Source organism: Novosphingobium sp. EMRT-2, from assembly GCF_005145025.1.
Taxonomy (GTDB): Bacteria; Pseudomonadota; Alphaproteobacteria; order Sphingomonadales; family Sphingomonadaceae; genus Novosphingobium.
Map to the genome: position 1 here is coordinate 541041 of NZ_CP039695.1, position 20665 is coordinate 561705.

At 52.9% G+C, this 20665-nt stretch carries 20 protein-coding genes; 19 read left to right on the forward strand and 1 reads right to left on the reverse strand.

Annotation, left to right across the window (positions count from 1 at the left end; all coding sequences use genetic code 11):
• Positions 1-80: 80 nt before the first annotated feature.
• From FA702_RS02825 to FA702_RS02915, 19 genes are all read left to right on the forward strand, one after another.
• Positions 81-1400 carry a phage terminase large subunit gene (locus tag FA702_RS02825; RefSeq protein ID WP_255504785.1) on the forward strand — a complete coding sequence of 440 codons (1320 nt, stop codon included), beginning with the start codon at positions 81-83 and terminating at the stop codon, positions 1398-1400.
• Positions 1401-1410: 10 nt separating this feature from the next.
• The gene (locus tag FA702_RS02830) at positions 1411-2796 is read left to right on the forward strand and encodes a DUF4055 domain-containing protein (RefSeq protein ID WP_136954934.1); all 1386 of its coding nucleotides are present in this window, start codon (positions 1411-1413) and stop codon (positions 2794-2796) included.
• A gap of 7 nt (positions 2797-2803) precedes the next feature.
• Positions 2804-3844, forward strand: coding sequence for a minor capsid protein (locus tag FA702_RS02835; protein ID WP_136954935.1), 1041 nt, complete (start codon positions 2804-2806; stop codon positions 3842-3844).
• A gap of 70 nt (positions 3845-3914) precedes the next feature.
• A complete protein-coding gene (locus FA702_RS02840; RefSeq protein ID WP_136954936.1) occupies positions 3915-4574 on the forward strand; it encodes a hypothetical protein in 660 nt (219 codons plus the stop codon).
• A gap of 112 nt (positions 4575-4686) precedes the next feature.
• The gene (locus FA702_RS02845; protein ID WP_136954937.1) at positions 4687-5694 is read left to right on the forward strand and encodes a hypothetical protein; all 1008 of its coding nucleotides are present in this window, start codon (positions 4687-4689) and stop codon (positions 5692-5694) included.
• Between the two features lie 65 nt (positions 5695-5759).
• Positions 5760-6209, forward strand: a complete 450-nt coding sequence (locus FA702_RS02850) for a DnaT-like ssDNA-binding protein (RefSeq protein ID WP_136954938.1) — start codon at positions 5760-5762, stop codon at positions 6207-6209.
• Positions 6206-6544, forward strand: coding sequence for a hypothetical protein (locus FA702_RS02855; protein WP_136954939.1), 339 nt, complete (start codon positions 6206-6208; stop codon positions 6542-6544). Before FA702_RS02850 ends, FA702_RS02855 begins: the two co-directional genes overlap by 4 nt.
• A complete protein-coding gene (locus FA702_RS02860; RefSeq protein WP_136954940.1) occupies positions 6541-6828 on the forward strand; it encodes an HK97 gp10 family phage protein in 288 nt (95 codons plus the stop codon). Before FA702_RS02855 ends, FA702_RS02860 begins: the two co-directional genes overlap by 4 nt.
• A gap of 12 nt (positions 6829-6840) precedes the next feature.
• Positions 6841-7242: a hypothetical protein gene (locus tag FA702_RS02865; RefSeq protein ID WP_136954941.1), complete on the forward strand. Its 402-nt coding sequence runs from the start codon at positions 6841-6843 to the stop codon at positions 7240-7242.
• 50 nt (positions 7243-7292) lie between these two features.
• A complete protein-coding gene (locus FA702_RS02870) occupies positions 7293-8264 on the forward strand; it encodes a phage tail tube protein (RefSeq protein ID WP_136954942.1) in 972 nt (323 codons plus the stop codon).
• A 114-nt stretch (positions 8265-8378) separates the two neighbouring features.
• Positions 8379-8828 carry a hypothetical protein gene (locus tag FA702_RS02875; RefSeq protein ID WP_136954943.1) on the forward strand — a complete coding sequence of 150 codons (450 nt, stop codon included), beginning with the start codon at positions 8379-8381 and terminating at the stop codon, positions 8826-8828.
• 356 nt (positions 8829-9184) lie between these two features.
• Positions 9185-13006, forward strand: a complete 3822-nt coding sequence (locus tag FA702_RS02880) for a tape measure protein (protein WP_136954944.1) — start codon at positions 9185-9187, stop codon at positions 13004-13006.
• Between the two features lie 13 nt (positions 13007-13019).
• Entirely contained in the window at positions 13020-13370 is a 351-nt protein-coding gene (locus FA702_RS02885; RefSeq protein WP_136954945.1) for a hypothetical protein, read from the forward strand.
• Positions 13367-14125 (forward strand): hypothetical protein, encoded by a 759-nt coding sequence (locus FA702_RS02890; protein ID WP_136954946.1) that lies wholly within the window; start codon positions 13367-13369, stop codon positions 14123-14125. The genes FA702_RS02885 and FA702_RS02890 overlap by 4 nt, the downstream gene beginning before the upstream one ends.
• A 15-nt stretch (positions 14126-14140) precedes the next feature.
• Complete coding sequence (locus FA702_RS02895) at positions 14141-17014, forward strand: hypothetical protein (protein WP_136954947.1); 2874 nt, start codon at positions 14141-14143, stop codon at positions 17012-17014.
• Positions 17011-17391: a hypothetical protein gene (locus tag FA702_RS02900; protein ID WP_136954948.1), complete on the forward strand. Its 381-nt coding sequence runs from the start codon at positions 17011-17013 to the stop codon at positions 17389-17391. The genes FA702_RS02895 and FA702_RS02900 overlap by 4 nt, the downstream gene beginning before the upstream one ends.
• Before the next feature lie 228 nt (positions 17392-17619).
• A complete protein-coding gene (gene istA, locus FA702_RS02905; RefSeq protein WP_162832905.1) occupies positions 17620-19083 on the forward strand; it encodes an IS21 family transposase in 1464 nt (487 codons plus the stop codon).
• The gene (gene istB / locus FA702_RS02910) at positions 19083-19892 is read left to right on the forward strand and encodes an IS21-like element helper ATPase IstB (RefSeq protein ID WP_009823666.1); all 810 of its coding nucleotides are present in this window, start codon (positions 19083-19085) and stop codon (positions 19890-19892) included. Before istA ends, istB begins: the two co-directional genes overlap by 1 nt.
• 311 nt (positions 19893-20203) lie before the next feature.
• A complete protein-coding gene (locus tag FA702_RS02915; protein WP_136954949.1) occupies positions 20204-20383 on the forward strand; it encodes a hypothetical protein in 180 nt (59 codons plus the stop codon).
• A 62-nt stretch (positions 20384-20445) separates the two neighbouring features.
• Here FA702_RS02915 and FA702_RS23515 read toward each other — a convergent pair whose 3' ends face one another.
• Positions 20446-20628 carry an AlpA family transcriptional regulator gene (locus FA702_RS23515; RefSeq protein WP_136954950.1) on the reverse strand — a complete coding sequence of 61 codons (183 nt, stop codon included), beginning with the start codon at positions 20626-20628 and terminating at the stop codon, positions 20446-20448.
• Positions 20629-20665: the final 37 nt, after the last annotated feature.

Sequence of the window (20665 nt, forward strand, 5' to 3'; positions counted from 1 at the left end):
CTGCGACTATATGCCAAATCAAGGGCATGGCTGCAACGCACATAATCCAGCGCTTCGACACCCCAAAATAAATATGCTTGATGGATTTCAAGCAAACACAAAAACAAAAAGAACACTTCAATTTAATATCCAATCACCGATACGTCATGGCCTATGGTGGCGGACGCTCGGGCAAGACGATCAATACTCTCGTCTGGATGACCATGCGGGCGCTCACATTTGCTGGCGCTCGGCAAGTGGTTGTTCGATCTACGCTCAAGACATGTCGAGAAACGATCTTTGACCTATCGTTTCCAGAAGCGTTGCGGCTCCTTGATCCCGAACTGCACAAAAAGATCGAATTCAACAAGACCGATCTTACCGCAACGTTCCCGAATGGTTCGGTAATTCTTTTTGTCGGCGTGGATGAAAACCGACTGGAGAACATTCTAGGCCAAGAATTCTGCACCATCTACATCAACGAATGTAGCCAGATACATAGCTACAATATCGTTGCGCAATTGATGACGCGCCTTTCGCAGAAGGTGACCAACGGAAAGCGACTGAAAAAAGAGAAACAGACCGCACCAATGCGGATGTTGTTTGACATGAATCCGCCAAGCAAATCGCATTGGTCATACAAAGCATTTATCGAACTGGTGAATCCGACTGATCGGACACCGTGGGATAAGCCCGACGAATGGGCCGCAATCCTGATGAATCCGCTGGATAATGCGCAAAATCTGCCCGCCGATTATATCGACAATCTGAACAAATCGCTGGACGCAAAAACCCGCTCCAGAATGATTGACGGCCAGTTTTCAACCGAAGTGGAGAATGCCCTCTTTAAGCCCGAATGGATAGCCAAAAATCGCGTTCACACCGTCGATCTCGCCAGTTTGCGAAAGATCGTGGTGGCGGTTGATCCTGCTGTCACCTCTGGCGCTGCATCAGACGAAACGGGCGTTGTGGTCGCGGGGATCGATGAGAACGATCACATTTACGTTCTGGCTGATCGGTCCTTGAAGGGCACGCCAGACCAGTGGGCCAGAGCCGTGGCTCAAGCCTATGAGGATTACGGCGCTGATGAGGTGATCGCGGAATCCAATCAGGGCGGCGATATGGTCAAAACGACCTTGAGACAGGCCAATTCCTTTCTTCCAGTGCGGTTGGTCCATGCAAGCCGTGGCAAGGTCATCAGAGCCGAACCTGTCAGCCAAGCATATGAAACCAATCGGGTTAGCCATGTTGGCCATTTCCAGCGCCTTGAGGAACAGCTTGAAAGTTTTTCGGCTGACTACAATCGCACCAAGCAAGGCTCGCCCGACAGGCTAGACGCATTGGTTTGGGCAATATGGGCGTTGGCCGTCAAAGAGCGAAAGCCAAACACTCTGAAAGTCGGTGCGATAGCTGGCTTCTGATAAATATCAGATGCAAAACATCGCAACGCCAACAACTTCAATTGCCTGTCACCATTCTCGTTGGAAATTAAATCGGGACTTTATCGCGGGAGAATATGCGGTCAAATCGATCACCGCTGGCTATCTCCCTCGCCTTCCTGTCCATGATCCTTGCGCGTTCCCGAACGCCAATGAGGCATATTGCAGCTATTTAAATCGAACCAATTTCTTTCCCGCCAGCGCCAGAATTCTGGACGGCATAAAAGGGATGATTTTCAGGAAGTTGCCGCACTTCAAATGTGCAACATCGCTGCAATCGCTATTCAACACGATCACGGCTGATGGCTGCAACGTCTTCGATCTCGCTGAAAATGTCGTTGGCGAAGTGATGGCAACCAATTTCACGGGCCTATACGTCGATTATCCTTCTATTCCAGCGGGCACCAGCCAAGCGGAAATGGAACGGCTCAACCATCGTCCCTTTATCACTCTATACCCTGCCGAAAGCATTCTGGAGGTAACCACATCGGTTATTGCCAATGTGCAGACAATCACGCGCGTTCGGCTGATGGACAACGCCGAAACGATCAGAGAACTCGTGCTGAACGATGGTGTCTATATGATCGTGATCCATGACCACGTAAATGGCCAGTGGCTACCACGCGAACCGATCATACCCGCAAAAAATAATAAGCCGATCAATCGCATTCCATTTGTGCTTGTATCGACAAAAGCACGATCCACGAAACCATCAAAAGCCGTGATGGATGATATTTGCCTATTGAACAAGCAGCTATTCCAAGCACAAGCCAACGCGGGAAATTCGCTCTATTATTGCGCCAACCCTATTCTTGTTTTCAAAGGCGTTGCGCAGACCGATATCAAGATGTCGGCGGGCACCATTCTATTCTTTGAAGGCCACACCAGCGAAACTCCCGTGGATGTCGAATATGTGGAATATAAGGGCACCGCTCAAAGCGCGCTTGATGATGCCGTTGCGACGCTCAAGGACGAATTGAAGGCAGTTGGCGGGCGGATCATTTCGCCAGACGGGAAAACTGGCGTGGAAAGCGCCGAAGCACTCAATTTGCAGCGAGATAGCGAGAACAGCGTCCTCGCCAGCCATGCCAAGACGATCTCCCGAGCCATCCGAGAGGCTTTGCAGATCGTGGCAGACTGGCTTGGAAGCGCTGAGCCAGTCGAGTTTGAGCTTAACACCGATTTCAATCCGCAGGCGCTCACGGCCCAAGAGCGTGCCCAGATCGTCTCTGAATGGCTGGCTGGCCTCTACACGCATGAGACGGCCTTGGGGATGCTCATCGATGGCGAGATATTGCCTGACAGCTTCGATATTGAAGGCGAAATTGAGCGTGTTTCAAGCGAGCAATTGAGCAAAGACAAACCGTCATCGTTCTAAATAATGGATGTCAACGAACGAGCAATTACGTGATTCCGCCATTCGCCATGCGGCTTATCTCGCAAAATATGGCGAAGGTCTGGCCGAAAAAGTTGTGGAACTACTCAATGAGGTTGATGACGACCTTGTTGCTAAATTGGCCGCTGGATTGGCAACCGACCTTGGCGAAAAGCGTATCCGCCAATTGCTCGAAGAAATTTCGGTTCTCAATTCCGAAATTTACGGCAAGACCTATGATTTAATCAACAATGAGCTAACCGATCAGGCTAGCCTTTCGGCGCAATATGAGGCCAAGTCGCTGGACGATGCCATCGGCATACCCGCCTTGCGCGCCACCCTGCCCCAACCTGCCAAGCTCGCGACCTTAGCTACCACCAGCCCCATCGATGGCTATCTGCTGAAAAGCTGGACCGATCAGATGGACGCGAACCGCCTTGGCCGCGTCGAAAAGGCCATAAGGCTCGGCATCACGCAAGGGGAGACAATCGACCAGATAGTTCGCCGCATCAAAGGCACCAAGGCGAACGGCTACAGGGACGGCATCCTAGATATTTCGCGCCGATCAGCGAAATCGTTGGCGATCACGGCCAATGCCACGGTTGCCGCCAAGGCCCGCGAAGAGACCCATAAGGCCAATTCCGACATCATCGCTCAGGTCATGTGGTTGGCGACGCTAGACAGCCGCACCAGCCCGATTTGCCAGAGCCGTGACGGCCACACGTGGGATTTGAACGAGCCACACCCGACGACGCCCGCTCACATTCGCTGCCGATCGATCCTGATCCCCGTGACCAAGCGTTTCGATCAACTCGGCATACCTCGCAAAGAGATACCGAAGACCACGCGCGCCAGCATGGATGGCCAAGTGCCAGCCAAAACGACCTATCCCGATTGGCTCCTTAAACAATCCAACGAGAGGCAGGACGATATTCTCGGCAAGGCGCGCGCCGATCTATTCCGTTCGGGCAAATTGGATTTCAAAGACCTCTACAGACAGGACGGCTCATATCGTTCTCTGGACGAATTGCGCGCAAAGCTCGGACTATAATCATTCTGAATAAATAACCTTGAAGCCAGCGGCTTCCCCTCGCAATTCCGCGAATAGAGAGGTTATTATAATGGAAGACGAAAACAAAACAAAAGAGCTTGAAGCCAAGCTTGCCAAGGCCCTTGAATCTATTTCCAAACTTGAGGCCAAAAACTCCGAACTCATTTCAGAAAAGCAGAAAGCCAAGGATGCGGCGGACGCTGCTGAATCCGAGCGTGATGCTGCCGAAGAAGAAAAGGCCCGCACATCCAACGATCTCAAAGCGTTGGAAGAAAAACTTACCGCCAAGCACGCTAAAGAAATGGCGAAAATCGCCAAGGAAAATGAAGGCTATCGAAGCCAGCTTAATACGCTGCTGATCGACAATTCAATATCAGCGGCGATGGATGCTCATAATGTCCTTCCGCAATTTAAGAAGGCCGTCACGGCCATGATCAAGGCAGAAGCCAAGCTCGATAATGGCGAAGCAATGGCGGGCGGAATGGCGCTCACCGATTATATCAGCCAGTTTGTCACCAGCGATGACGGCAAGCACTTTGTCAGCGCGCCAGCCAATTCAGGCGGAATGGTGACCAATGTCAATCCCGCATCATCGGTCGCTCATGGATACACCAAGGACAATTTCAATTCCCGAGTAGGCGAATGGATGATGCTCGCAAAGACCGATCCAGCACAAGCAAAGGCAATCGCTATTGAAGTTGGTAAAGCCGATTTGGCCAATGATTTGTAATGAACGCCGATAATTAAGACACGAAAATAAATAGGTCAGCGGAAATTCAATTTTCGCTGGCCGCACTCTCCATTTGGTGTGGTCGCAACACTAATTTGGAGAAAATAAGAATATGGCGACTACTCGCATAACAGATATTGTTCCTGTAAAGACTTTTTCCGCTCTGGTTGAAGCCAAGCTTACCGAACAGAGCAAATTCCGCCAGAGCGGCATTGTCGGCACTGATCCCCGTGTCACTGCCAAGGCTCAGACCGCTGGCCTCGAAACCACGCTCCGCGAATGGAAGCGTCCCGCTGGTGGCTCGGCTGCTAACGGCTCGGATGACGATAGCGTCAAGGCCAGCCCCAAGAAGCTCCAGCAATCCGCGATGATCGCGCGCATTCTGTCTCGCTCTGAATCTTTCAGTGCCATGGATATCGCTGATTTTGCTTCGGACGCGGCTGCAATTGAATATGCGGCAAGCGAGTTTGCACGCCTTCGCACAAGCGATGAAGAATCCGCCCTGCTTTCGATCCTCACTGGCATCATTGCTGACAACGTGGCCAACGACAGCGGCGATATGGTCAAGGATACCAAGGTTACGACTGGTTCGGTCCTCGCGGCCTCGCTGCTCAACGCTACAACCCTGATCAACGCCCGTTCGACGATGGGCGATCAGTCGGGAGTGCTGTCTACGCTCGTGCTGCACTCGGACGTTGTGAACTACCTTCGCAAGAACGAGCCGAACGCCTTTGTTCCCGCTTCGCAGTCTCGCATCGGCCTTGAAACCTACATGGGCTATACCGTGATTGAGACCGACAACGTGACCAAGACGGGCACGGGAACCTATGCTTACTACGATTCCTATCTGGTTGGCGAAGGTCTCTTTGCCTACGCCTCGGCACCAGTGGACAATGCGCTTGTTCAGGTTCGCGACGAACTCGCTGGTAACGGCACGGGTATGGAAACCATCCTCAACCGCTGGCGCTACATTCTGCATCCCGCTGGTTTCAGCAACATCACGGCTCCGACCAACGGCGTATCTCAGTCCAACACTGAGCTTGCCACTGCTGCTACTTGGGACCGCATTGCCGCGCGCAAGGCTATCCCGCTGGTCAAGCTGGTGACCAACATCGCTTAATCTATCGAGCGATTAAAAATGAATTCGGGTGGCGGGCAACTGCCACCCTTTTTCATAAATACGATATGACCATGATCGTTGCCCCGACCGCTAATTACAATTCGTTTTGCAGCATAGCCGATGCAGATAATTTTCATGCTGATCGCGGCAATACATCTTGGGATGATTTGAGCGATGAAAACAAGGAAATCGCGCTCATTAGAGCAACCGATTATATTAACTACAACTACATATTCACGAGCGATCCTATCTTTGAAACGAGCGTTGACACAATGCTTGTAAGATCAGCGGCGATGCTCGCTTTCTATTCCATCACTATCGATCTCTTTCCGATTGAAGCTGGTGTAATCACAACCAGCGATGAGAAAACCTTGGCAGGCGTTGGCACACTCAAGAACACCTATTCAACGCGCAAAGCGGATAGATTCCCGACCATCACCAATATGCTTGCAAATATTGCACAATGGGCACCGCCTAGCACAAATCATGTTCAAGTCGGATATGTGCAAAAATGACCGATTTTTATTCGCCATTTCGTGCCCTGCCCCAAGCTTTCATCGATCTTGGCGCATTGGTTCCAATTACGCTCACTCGGGACAATGGCACCTTCAATCCCGCCACAATGGACAAGACAAATTCAACATCAATCATCGCAGGCCATGGCGTTCTAAGCGTGCGCAAAACTCGTGCGGACGATGGCTCAATCAAGACCGCTATGATTGCCAAGCTGACGGTTGAACCGCTGATCGGGGACAAGCTGAATATCGGCTCAAAAATCTACACAATCGATGAAACCACGACCATTGCGCCCGATGGAAATCCGATCATGTTTGAGGCTATCGTGTCATGAAGTTTGTAATTGACGCTTCGGGCCTAAATGGTCTCGCCGATGATATTGAAGAATTTGCAACACAAGAGGCGCGCAAGATCGCAACCGATATGTATGCCGATTTGGTTATGAATACGCCTGTTGACACTGGCGCACTTCGCAATGCGTGGGAATTGGATACAAACGCGGCAAACCCATCCGTATCAAACACGCAACCTTATGCCAATCGCGTAATGGAAATGGGGCACTCAAAGCAGGCACCAGCGGGCACATTATCCAGCATCATCGACAAATACACCGATTGATGTAAATAATAGATGCTCAAGGATATTGCCCTCAAGATTACTGATCACTTCATTTCAAATTGGTCTGGTTGCCCGATCATATACGACAACCAACCTGCCCAAGATATGAGCGAAGAAGCCGAATGGGCACGCTTTGCCATTCGCTTTGGTGACCAGCGGATAACGAGCCTTGGCGATCAGAAAGGCACCGATCAGAATATTCGCGTGATCCTGCAAATCTTTGTAGCTAATGGCTCGGGCACGGCTCGTAGCTATGAATTGGCCGACACCTTCACACAGATATTCCGATATTATCGGATCAAAGAGCCAGCTTTTTCAATCGAAGGCATGACACCGCTCATTACAACTCAAACCGATGGCGATCTTCTGCAAATGAATGTCTCAATTCCGCTGCGGGCAAGCTTCATCGTATAACCCGCCATTTGGCCAGCCATCTGTATAAATATCCATGAACGATATTGTTCATGGCCCAAGAAAAGGGCCTTCAAACCTTTTTTATTGGGAGAATTATACTAATGTCGATTAATCCAAGTGATTTTAGATATGCGATTGTGAAGGAAGTCACTGCTGGCACCACACCAGCCACACCGACCTTTCTTGTGTTTCCTTTTGAGTCCAGCACGCAGCTTGATCTCACGCATGACTCGGTGACTTCGCCGCTCGTGCGCTCTTCGCGTGCCTCGGACGGTATGCGCAAAGTCAATTTCCGCGTTGAAGGCTCGCTGAAAGGCCAGCTTTTCCGCTCCACCGTCATCGATACGTTGCTTGAAAGCTCTCTCTCGGGAGCGTTCGCAACCAACGTCCTGAAAGCGTCCAACGTGGATACGTCATTCACGACCGAAAAGACGTTCTACAACGGCGCTACGGCCTACTATCACCGCTTCACGGGCTGTCAGGTGTCCAAATTCGGACTGACTGCGGGCACCGATACAAACGCCGAAATCACGTTCGATGTTCTCGGGCTGGACCGCACGAACGCCACCACGGCAATTGCGTCTTCCACTTACACTCAGCCTTCCAACACGCTTCGCCTTGCTGGCATCGATCTCAACGGCGTGACCGTGGACGGCTTGAGCAATGTGGCTTGCACGAGCATTGAACTTTCCGTTGAGCATGAGCGTGAAGCTCAGGGGCAAATGGGAGCCACCAGCGCCTTCGCCATCGGCACGGGCGGAATCCGCAAGGTGACGCTCACCATGAAGGTTTATCGCATCGATCTCTCGCCAGACACGCTCATGGCCAAGAGCGATACGCCGATTGCGGTTAGCTTCAAGATCGGCACGGCTGCTGAAGGTTGGCAATTCGACATTCCAGCGGCGAATTATGAAGCGCCGAAGGACGAGATTGATAACTCGAAAGACCTTGTGAATCTCACTTTCACCGCAAAGTATGACAACACCGCTGGAACGGATTTGATTATCACCAAGTTGAGCTAAAACGACTACCTCACGCATAACAATATGTCGTTTTGATGGCTGGCATTTTTGCCAGCCATTTTTTCATGTTCTGACTAAATATTCTTACAATTGTTATGCATGAGGTTTTTCACAATGACTAAATTTACGTTACCAAAGCGCGTTGACGCTGATCTTGCTATTTCTGGTGTTGATTTCAATATTCAGGATGAGCATGGGCAGGAATGGGGCACATACAAGCTCGCATGGGTTGATACTGAAAGCCAGCGTGGCCGCGCCAAGCTCCTACGTTACGATAAACGATACAAAAGCCAGCGCAAAGCCAAAGCCACAAACAAAGAAATGTTAGATATAGATTATGAGGTTCGTTGCCTTGCTGAAAACTATCTTCTCGATTGGACATTACCAAAGGAAATGACTGGCGGGAAAATATTGCCATTTTCACCAGAAGCGGCAATTGAGCTTTTGTCTATGCCCGAAACATTATGGCTAGCAAACACGCTAATTAACAAAGCACGAGATATAACGAATTTCAACGTGATTACCGATGCCGATGGTGAAAGCGTTACGCCCGAAAAAAACTAATCCCGTTCGCGGATTGGTATATCAAGCACAATGACGATTTCCGCGAACTACAAAACGATGCAATGAATGGAAATGATGATGTCAAGCGAGCGGCCAACGCTTCCTTGGCATCATTTCCACAACCACCGATATTAAGCTCATGCGAGCGTTGGTATTTTGACGCTTTCCTTGAACTTCAATTTGACAGGCCAACCACCATGGGCGGAATGGCTCCGATACCGATGATGACGATAGTGCAATATGGCCATCACCTCGGGCTGTCAGACCATGAGCGCGATCTATTGTGCCGATTGGTTCGGACCATCGATCTTATCTATATTGGTGAGGTGAATAGGCGTTCCAGCAATAAATAATTGATGTCCACGGCCACGCAAACGCGCACAATTCAAGTCATAGTCGATACCACTACCGCCAGAGCGCAGATTGCGGCGCTTCAAAATTCCATCCGTGGCGTCAATTCGGTTTCCATCACGACAGCATCAGGGGCCAGCGGAGTAGCTGGCGCTATCCAGAACATCGGGCGCAGTGCGGTAGATGGGTCAGGGGCACTCGGGGGCCTCGCTAATGCGCTTTCTGGCGTCTCAGGTGGATTTGCCAACCTTCGCGCTCTGACAGGCTCTGTGACCAGCGGATTAGGCTCGCTGGCCAGTGGATTAGGTGGCGTTGCCGCCGCTGGCGCTGCTGCTGCGGTTGCCCTTCCCGTGGTTGTGATCGGCGCGCTTGCTGGATCGATCTTTGACGCCACGGCTAAAGTTCAGGACTTCAAGGCGAGCCTCCAAGGCGTTCTCGGCAACGCCAATGATGCAACCGAAGCTTTCGCAGCACTCGGCACCTTCGCAGCAAAGACACCGTTCACGCTTGAACAGGCCGTGACAGGCTTCACCAAGCTTCGCGCCCTTGGCCTTGAGCCATCGGAACGCGCAATGACATCCTACGGCAACACGGCTGCTGCGCTCGGCAAAAACCTTGATCAGATGGTTGAGGCCGTGGCCGATGCTGCGACAGGCGAGTTTGAACGCCTGAAAGAATTCGGGATCAAGGCCAAGCAGTCAGGCGATCAGGTCGCATTCACATTCCAAGGTGTGACCACAACGGTCGGCAAGAATTCTCAAGATATTCAAGATTACCTGTTGAAGATTGGCGAAACCAATTTCGCTGGCGCGATGGATATTCAAGCCAAAACAATAAATGGCTCGCTATCCACCCTTTCAGATTCCATTTTCTTGATGTTCGCCAAGCTAGGCGAGGGACAATTCGCGACAGCCGTAACATCTGCGATCAATACAATTGCCGATGTCATTACCAACGATGTTCAGCCTGCCTTGATGGGCATGATGAGCTTTGTAGAAGGCGCAATTAATCTCGCGCTGGCATTCCCGAAGGCGTTAATATCCTCATTCGGCTCCATCCTCCCGAGTGCTAAAGAAGTCGGTTCGGTCGGCGAATGGATTGGCGTCGTTTTCGATGGTTTGGGAGCAATAGCCAATGTTGCCGCATCCCTCATCACCTCCAGCTTTGAAACCATGGCCACGGCCCAAAAGGCAATCGGCAACGCCGTGGCGAGCGTATGGGAATGGGCATTTGGAAGCGCTGGAGATTCAAGCGGTCTGGCCGCTCGGCGGATGGACAAGGATTCAGCGTGGGCATCAACTCGCCTGATTGATCGCGTTCGCGGCTACATCGCTGCATTCCAAGATTTCGCCAAACGCATACCGACGATCTTTCAAATCGCAATCAGCGCCGTTGGATCGATGTTCAACGTGCTTGGCGACCGCTTCAACAGGCTGATCACTGGCGATTTCGTTGGCGCATTCTCGGGCATTGGTGCGCAGCTTGGGGCAATCGCATCTCAGGCCGCTGGAGCCATCGGAAAGCAATACGGTGCGAGCGTAGCAGCGGGCAGAGCGGCGGCTTTGCAAAGCTATGCTGATAGCCTTGGCGGGGAATCAACGGGCGATAAACTGGCAAAATTCGGTCTTACGCCAGACAAATCATCGGCTGCATCATCGTCCAAGGACAAAAAGGCCAAGAAAGATTCTGGCCCGAAAACGGATTATGAAGGCGATCTTTCAAAATATCTCACTGAACTAACCAAAGCGGCTAATCTCAAAGAGGCTATCAATACAAAGAGCGCCTTTGAAATCACGTTGAGCGAACAACTCGGCAAAGCCGCTGAAATTGCTCATCGTGCCCTCAACGATGGTGAGAAAGCCCGCATCACATCTGATCTACATCGCAAGGTGAATGCCGAAGGTCTCACCGTAATTGAATCCGAGATTGCCAAGATCAAAATAGCGAGCGCCAACGATCTTCAATCAGCGATGGATAAGGCGCTCTATGGCGAGCGTGAAGGTGAGACGATCACAAAAAATCGTCTGGCCATGGAAACATTGATTGCCGATTTGAAGAAATCTGGCACGAACCTTGATGACAAGAATATCGCGGCTCGCATTGCATCCTTTAAGGATATGCTCAAGGCGCAAGCCGATACTGCCCGCATCATCGATCTAGCTGGCTCGGCACCAGCGGCAAAGATAACCGCACAAGCTGCGAACGATAATCTTGCTGCAAATCGATCAATGATTTCGAGTTGGATGGATGCGCAATTGCGGGCCACCGCATCAGGCGTTGAAGGCGAGCAAGAGCGTGAACGCATCCGCGCGCTCGGCACCAAAGCCATGGATGGCGCATTCGAGAAATGGAAGAAGGATATCGAGGACGCTGGCTCTGCATTTCGTAGGGCCACCGATGAATTTGCAGATGGGATCAGCCAGATTTTTGGCGACAAGGCTGGTGTCGCCAGTCGCGGCCTGTCTGGCCTCATCGAAGCTTTCAACTCCAAGAGTTTTGGGCAAAACTGGGATCAAAATACCAACCCACAAAGCGGCATTGGCAAGATCACCAAAGGCTTGCAACAGTCGGTTGAAGCGCTTGGCGGATCGATCAGCAAGGGCCTTGGGAAAGCTTTGGGCCAGCTTGGTGTTGGCGCGGAAATCGGCAATCAGGTGGCCGATATTGGCCAACTATTCAGCAAGAAATTCTCTCGCACTGGCTCCCAAGTCGGCGGGGCTTTGGGCAATGTCGTAGCGGGACCAATCGGCGGCCTGATCGGCTCTATCGCAGGCGGTATCATTGGTTCGATCTTCAAGAAAACCAAGTCAGGATACGCCGTTGTTACCAATTCTGGCATTTCGGGGGGCGGCAATAGTGCCGATCTCAAAGCGGCCACACAAGCGGCGGGCGAAGGTCTCCAAGATTCAATCTCCAAGATCGCAAGTCAGCTTGGTGCAACCGTTGGCGATTACGCTGTCAGCATCGGCAAGCGTTCGAGCGGTTGGATTTCGGTCTCTGCCAGCGGCTCCAGCCAAGTTGCCGATAAATCTTGGAAAAAAGCCAACTCGGGTGGCGATCTCATCTATGACGGTAAGGATGAAACCGAAGCTCTCAAGGTGGCGTTGCGAAATGCCATTCAAGATGGCGCTATTGCTGGCATCCGAGCGTCAACCAAAGCGCTTCTATTGGCTGGAAAGGATATTGATACTCAACTTTCCAAAGCCACGACTTTTGAAAATGCCTTCAAGGAATTGGCACAATTGACCGATCCAGTTGGCGCGGGAATTACGTCTTTTACCAAGGATATGGATAATCTCACATCCATATTCAAAGAGGCAGGTGCATCATCGCAGGAATGGGCAGATTTGGAGCAATTGCGTCAATTGAAATTCACGAAACTGATGGAGGATTCGCTTTCCACCTTGAACGATTTCAGGGCCAGTCTCTTTGGCGATGGCTCGGGCGTAACCAAGCTCAATCAGCTAACCGCGAAACAATCAGAATGGGAATCGCTCAAGGCGCAAATCGCCGCTGGAGCCAACGTTGACCAATCGAAGCTAACCAGCGTTGGCCAAGAGCTATTCAGCCTTGCATCAGCGGTTTACGGCACCAGCACAAGCCAGTTTCAGGCTATTCGTTCCGATCTGATTCAAACCACAGATGGGGCCATATCGGCGGTCCAATCGAAATACGAACAAGCGCAGGCTGATGCGGTTGCCGCGCAGCAAGCAGTCGCCACCAACACGGCGGTTACGAACGATCTCTTATCTCAGATATTGGAACGCATGAATGCGGGCACGGCTACATCAGCCGATTATGCCAAGCTATCGTCCTCATATTATTAAATAGATTATGGCGATGGATTACGAACGCGCGGCTTTTGTCCAGCAAGAATATAGGTTTGCAACGAGTGAAGATTTGTCGGTTTTGGCGAATTATCCGAACGCCGTTGAGCGCATATTCAATACGCAACTCAATTCAACCGATGCGACAGCCCTTGCTTCAAGTTTGCTAGATACATTGAAAGTGCCTGCCACAATCTATGAGGTAGAGCTAGACAGCATGATTATGAGCGATGATCTTGCTGGATCATTGCCGCGCTATAATGCCACCTTCCCTGCCTTCAATGTCACCAATAAGCCAACCAAACTCATATCACTGGAGACCGATTTTCTAAGCCAGCGAACCACGATCAGGGTGAGAACATGAGCGCCCTGCTACTGAAGCCAGATGTAATCAGCATCACAAGCGCCACCAATGTTTCGGCTACATCATCCAAGGATTACGTCCTCAAAGATCGTCTTGGCCTTGATGCGATATTCACGGCAAATCCCGTTATCGTGATTGATCGTGGTGGAAATACATCGTGGGATACCATCGCCTTTGTGCAATCGACGATATCGGAAAGCGCCACGATCAAGATTGAATATTCAAACGATAGCTCTTTTGCCAGCGGCGTGACCACGATTGGCCCTATTTCCGTTGGTATAACCTCGGCAAATCCAAATCGTGCGAAATGCCATGTGCATGAGTTGGCCAGCCCTTCGACACTACGATATATCCGAGTGACCTTTGCCAGCGCGGGCGCATTCAACCTTGGCCGCATCATCGTCGGCACCAGAATTGTAACCAGTGGTGTCAATATCGATGCCGAACGCATATTTGAAGATATGTCGAGCGAATATGCATATGGTGCCTATTCTGCATACGACGATCAGCCGACATTATTGGGATGGAAATGCGGTTTCCCGTGGATGGATGAAACCTATTTCCGCAATACGTGGCAACCGTTCTTTCAGTCAGTTGGCCTTTCAAAGTGCTTTCTTTTCATTCCACAATACGATGATCCTGCCACCATCCAAAGCGACTGGTGTTACGGTAGAATAACCACAAAGGCGAACGCCATTCATCAAGGACATAATATGTGGTTCATGACCGCGACAATGCGGGGGATATACCCCTGATCGCATAAATATTGAATGCGAGTTGTAATATTTGAAGCTTCCCCAATTGATCCAACCACAAATCTCCCCGTCATCATCAGAATAGCCAGTGGCAATTCGGTTTTGCCTGTTGTGGTGGATGATGACCTTTTTGAGCCAGCAATCACATCAGCGCCAACCCGTTCGATAGAATACAAAGAGGACGGGATTGATGTTCGATATAGCTCCATTTCCTTTTCGGTCGCTGGCAATGAGCAATGGTCTAATCTGTTTTGGGATGGGGCCAGTGCGCGGGCTTGGGTAGGCGAGCATAATGGCTCCACAATCGGCGCTTTCACCAAGATTTTTGAAGGTCTGCTTGGTCCGCTCCAGCGTGACGGGCTGATTGCCGAAGTGGCCTTACTCGGCAATGAGGGACGCCTATCTCGGAACCTGCTGACAAGCTCCTATGCGGGCACTGGCAACGCCGAAGGTCCGACAAGCCTCAAGGGCACGCTCAAGCCGTGGGCATCAGGCTCTTGTCAGAACCTTGAGCCTGTCCTGATTAATCCGACTTATGTCATCTATCAGTTTCACGGCTACGGCCCTGCGGATGCTGTCAGCGCCGTTTACGAGAACGCCCTAGCCCTTGGCTCCCCGACATCGGTTGTCACGTCCTATTCGGCTTTGAAATCGCTCACGCTGGCAGAAGGCCAATGGGCCTCGGCTCCAGCGGTCGGCATGTTCAGGCTCGGGGCCTCGCCCTCTGGCAAAATCACTTGCGATGTCGCTGGCGCAAAGAGCGGCGCAACCTTCCCCGCCACGATCTCAGCAATCGTCCAACATCTGATGTCTGTGGCCGCGCTGGATAGCGGTTTCATCGATAGCTTCAGCATCGGCGCTTTCAGCCAGTCATGGAATTTCTACACGACTGCCCAAGTCCAAATTGGCGATGTGATCAAGGACGCTTTCACACAAGCGAACGGCTACATTTTCGCCAACGAGAACGGCGTTTTCAAGGCTGGCTCCTACCTTTCGTCCAAGGCTCCAGCGACGCTCACCACGGCAAGCCAGCGCGTTGAGCCGTATGTCATCAAGGTCACGCAACTAGCCTCCCCTGCCCCGACCTATCGCGTGAAAATAGGCCACACAAAATGTTGGTCAACGCATTCGGCCAGCGAGATTTCGCCAGCACTTGCGGAAATTCAGGACGATATTTCAGCGGCTACGGCGGCGGCTGATGCTGCAACTGATGCTGCAAACACGGCTTCTGCAAACGCAACAGCGGCAAACGCGCGCCTTGCAGCAATGGCCGACGATAATGTGTTGGATCGAACCGACAAATATTCGCTGATCACCGAATATCAGAAAATTCTAGGCGAACAATCGGGCATATCCGCTCAAGCCGATCAATATTCTATTGTCACTGAAAAGACGGCTTACACCAACGCAATATCGGCACTGACAACGTATCTCACGGGATTGTCTCCCGCATATAACGACACGACACAAGACACTACGATTGTCGGCACAACCTTTCGCAGCAAATTCATTGACGTATATAATGCGCGTCAAGCGTTGCTCAATCGCATTGTCACAACAGGTAACCTATCGGCCTATTTGACGAATGAAAGTGCGGTTGTCTTTGCCGATGCCTCGGGCACTGTCTCATCGTTCTCTCCCGCTGGTGGCGCGCTGATCGTCAACGATGGAAATGTGAACATCACATCAGGTGTCACATATTCAGTTGTGTCCAGCACTGGAATGACAATCTCAATCAATTCGTCTGGCGTATATTCTGTCACGGCGATGAGCGCCAATAGTGCAACAGCCGTTTTGCGCGCAGTATATTTAAGCCGAACCTTCGATAAAGTTTTTTCGGTAGCAAAATCTATTCAAGGCGCGGCTGGAACAAACGGAACCAACGGCACGAATGGAACGAACGGAACGAATGGAACTAGCGCCGTTTCGGGCTATCTCACGAATGAAGCCGTATCATTGCAAGCTTATGCCGATGGAACGGTTATTAGTTATTCGGGCGCGACTGGAACATTCAAAATATTCTCGGGCACAACCGACATAAGCTCAAATTTCTCGCTCGCCACCTTATCCAATCCGCAAGCTCTGACAGTCAGCTATTCAGGTCAAACATACACTGTCACTAGCGGCCTAGATGCAAATGAAGATACGGGCACTCTGACAATCAGAGCCACGGGATCAGGCTCCTACTCGGGAATCACCATTGATAAAGTCTTTTGGGTAGGCAAAACCAAAGGCGGATACGAGATTGTTGGCTCGCTGCCTTCCACGAATCTATTCACTGGCCGTGTTGTTTTCCTAACCCTTGATAACAAACTCTATCGATACACGGGATCAGGATGGACGAAAGCGGTTGATACGGTTGATCTAGCTGGCCAAATAGGTGAAACCCAAATTGCCGCTGGTGCCGTAACCGCCAACAAGATTGCGGCTGGCCAGATTAATGCCGCCCATCTCGCCACCACCACTCTGATTACGACATCGGCACAAATCGGCAATCTAATCGTCGATACAATCCATGTGAAAAACGGCGCGATCAGCCGTGCCAACGTGGCCACGAAATCAACTCATTCATGGAGCGGGAGCGGAACAAGCGATGTGGTAAGCGTCACCATCACGCCAAACTCATCCAATTCATTGTTTGTTATATCTGGCTCATTCGCCACACCAGTTTTCGGCGGCTCAACAGCGAACATCAATTATCTTGTCAGCAACGTTTCTTATGGCGCGGCGGGTATCACATATCAAACATCGACATCCACCACGACATTCAACGGCGTAGCGCTTTCAATATCTGGAACCACGACTTTCACATTCCGCGTTCAGTCGCCTTCTGGTGGCTCAAATATCGTCTCGGATGTCGTGCTAAACGTAATGGAGTTCATGAAATGATTAGATATGTAACCTATGATGTAAACGATGGCGTTGTGATTGCCGCAGGCTTTGCGCCCGATGAAGAAAGCGCCATGCTGCAAAACCACGGCGATGAAAGCGTGGTTGTGGATATTACGGCACCAGTCGATGTGATCGCTGATGGCCGCTGGCAATGGACTGGCGAAAGCTTTGAACAGGCCGAATTGGCGGGGCCATCGCTGGAACTGGCCAAGGAAATGGCCCTTGGTCGCGTCTCAACGCAATTCAGGATCGAACTGGCCAAGGGATGCCCAACACCGCTTGGATGGGCTGATTGCGACGAACAGGCGCAACAAAGGATCACAACGGCCCTGTTGCTGTCAGACTGCGTGGCGACAACTACGATGGCCGGTTGAGCGGCAACTATGATGGCCGGTAGGATCGGTTGTCTGGGCTGATCGTAGGGAGGGGCGTAGCCCCGACCGGAGAGCGGACCAGACAACCGGTGGCGATCTTTTTCCCCTTCTTTCGGGGGGGCTGATCGGGGCTGTGGCGGGCGGTGGTATCGGAACACTCATCGAACAACGAGCGATGGGTTTGCGATGCCGGGCCACCACATTTCCGATCAGCAGGTATTTCTCTTCATGACCCATCGTCGCCAACACACCCAGGCCGTCGCGGCTGCCAAGGCCGGTATCAGCGAGCGCAGCGCACGCCGGATCGAGAACGATCCGCAGCTTCCGTCCCAGAAGAAGAAGGAGCGCCACTGGCGCACCCGCGCCGATCCGCTCGAGCCATTCTGGCCACGCGTCGAGGAGTTGCTCCAGATCGACGGTATCATTGCCGTCACGGTCTTCGAGACGCTCCAGGACGAGTTCGGCGAGGATGCTGTTCCCGATGCGATACGACGAACACTTGAACGCCGGATCGCCCGCTGGCGGGCACTGCACGGCGGCGAGAAGGAGATCTTCTTCCCGCAGCATCATGAGCCCGGTCGGCAGGGCCTGTCGGATTTCACGGTATGCGACAGTCTCAAGGTCACCGTTGCCGGCGAGACCCTGGCCTATCGCCTTTACCACTTCCGCTTGGCGGCGAGTGGCTGGGAGCATGCGGCTGTCGTGCTGGGCGGGGAGAGCTTTGCCGCCCTTTCGGAGCACCTGCAGGATGCCTTGTGGAAGCTGGGCGGCGCGCCGGCCGAACACCGCAGCGATTCCCTGTCAGCCGCCTACAAAAACCTCGACGCCGATGCGCAGCGGGATTTTACCCGAAGCTATGACGAGCTGTGCCGTCATTACGGCATGCTCGCTACCCGCAACAACCGCGGCGAGGCGCACGAGAACGGATCGATCGAAGGTCCCCATGCCCATCTCAAGCGACGGCTCGATCAGGCCTTACGCCGGCGGGGAAGCCGCGATTTCGTCAGCATCGAGGCCTGGCGCGAGTTCGTTGAGGCGCAGGTCGCCAGACAGAACCGGCGGCATGCTGCGCACATCGATGCAGAACGCAGGGTACTCAAGGCGCTGCCCGCAAGGCGAACCACCGATTTCGCCATGGTCACCGTCGATGTCACCCGCAACGGCACCGTCGCCATCGATCGGGTTACCTATTCGGTGCCTTCCCGCCTCGTCGGACGGCGCCTCAACGCGCATCTCTTTGACGATCGCATTGAGCTCTTCCTCGGTCCGGACAGGGTAATGTCCACGCCGCGTGTGCGGATCAGCCATCCCCACCGGGGGCACAGCATCGATTTCCGGCACATGATCGGTAACCTGCGCCGCAAGCCTGGTGCGCTGCGCAACCTCGTCTACCGCGAAGCCCTGTTCCCCGATCACGCCTACCGGCGGGCCTGGCAAGCCTTCGATGCCCAACTCGATGGACGGCAGGCCTGCCGCGATGCCGTCGCGCTGCTCGATATCGCCGCCAGGGGCGACTGTGTCGACGTGCTGGCCCGGCGGATCGATGAGGCACTCGACAGAGGGCGCTTGCCCGATGTCGATGCGCTCAGGGACGAGTTCCTGCCAACCGCAAGATCGCAGCGCGATGTCACTATCCCGCCTCCCGATCTGCACAGCTACAACAGCTTGATCGCCAGCGGGGAGGTGTACTGATGACCCGCACCAAGGACCAGGCCGCCGCCGTGCTGCCTACCCTGCTCAAGGCCTTGCGCCTGCCGAGTATCAACCGCAACTGGAAGCGCCTCACCGACACCGCCGATCGCGATGGCTGGCCGGCCGCCAACCTGCTGGCCTCGCTTCTCGAGATCGAGATGGCCGATCGCTCCTCCCGGCGCATCCAGCGCCATCGCGACCAGTCCGGCTTGCCCGCAGGCAAGACCTTCGCCACCTTCGATTTCGACGCAGCCCCCGGCATCCGCAAACCGCACCTCTTGTCCCTCGCCGCCGGTGACGACTGGATCGAGAGCGGCGGCAACCTGCTGCTGTTCGGCCAGAGCGGGACCGGCAAGACGCACGCAGTTGCTGCCATTGGTCATGCCCTCATCGACACGGGGCGGCGCGTCCTGTTCTGCTCCACCACCGACATGGTCCAGAAGCTCCAGTCCGCGCGCCGCGACCTCAGCCTACCCGCCATGCTCGACAAGCTCGACAAGTTCGATCTCATCGTGCTCGACGATCTGTCCTACGTCCGCAAGGACCAGGTCGAGACCAGCGCCTTGTTCGAGCTCATCGCCCACCGCTACGAACGCCACTCGCTCGCCATTACCGCCAACCAGCCATTTTCGGCATGGGACAACGTCTTCCCTGATCCCGCTATGACTGTCGCCGCGATCGACCGCCTCGTGCACCACTCGATCATCATCGAGATGAACGGCGAAAGCTACCGCAAACGTTCCGCCGTCGCCCGTATCAACGCCGGCGATTACGACCCGCCGAATGGCGCCCCGGACCGGCCATCATAATTGTCGCTGGCTTCGCGCTCGGGAGCACCCTTGCTGAGGCAACGGGTAATTGTCGCCAGCGGCAATTACATGCCAACCATCCCATGCGCTTCAGACCCTCGCTTCCGGCCAGCGTCAGCGACAATTACCCAGCGTCGTAATTGTCGCTCGACGGTTGCTCCCCGCAACAGCAAATGGTAGCCAGAATTCACCAACCGGCGCGGCCACCTATCGGCCATCATAATTGACGCCGACCGGACTCCGTAATCGTCGCGCTACAGTCAGACAAGGCCCTTGAGGCTGGAGAGGCCCCTAGGATCGAAATTTGGACGATGTTCGATAAGAGCAAGGTGCCACACAATCGCGCGCAACTGGTGGCGCTCGGGCTGGCGATAGGCGACGCTTTCCGAACGGCCTTCAACCACAAACAAGATTTGGAAGAGTTGGTGAAGGCGGCGACCAATCAGGCCGATCTTGACGCTATCGATATCGAAGACGGTTGGCAGGCATAATAAGCGGGGCCATAGACCCCGCTTGCTTTCTAATCCGATGGGTATTTTTGAAAAATCAGATGTCAGCTATCAGCGCGGAAATGCTCGGCTAGATATGCGTCAACTTCGCTCCTGATCCATCGTGGCGAACTGCCAACGTAAATCGGCGCGGGCAATCTTCGCTCATGCCGCATCGCGTTAATTTGTCGGCGCGACACCTTGAGATATTCAGCAAGGTCATCGCTTGTCAGGTATATGGTATCCATCACAACTCCATCTTGTTTTCAGGAAATTACCGTATAG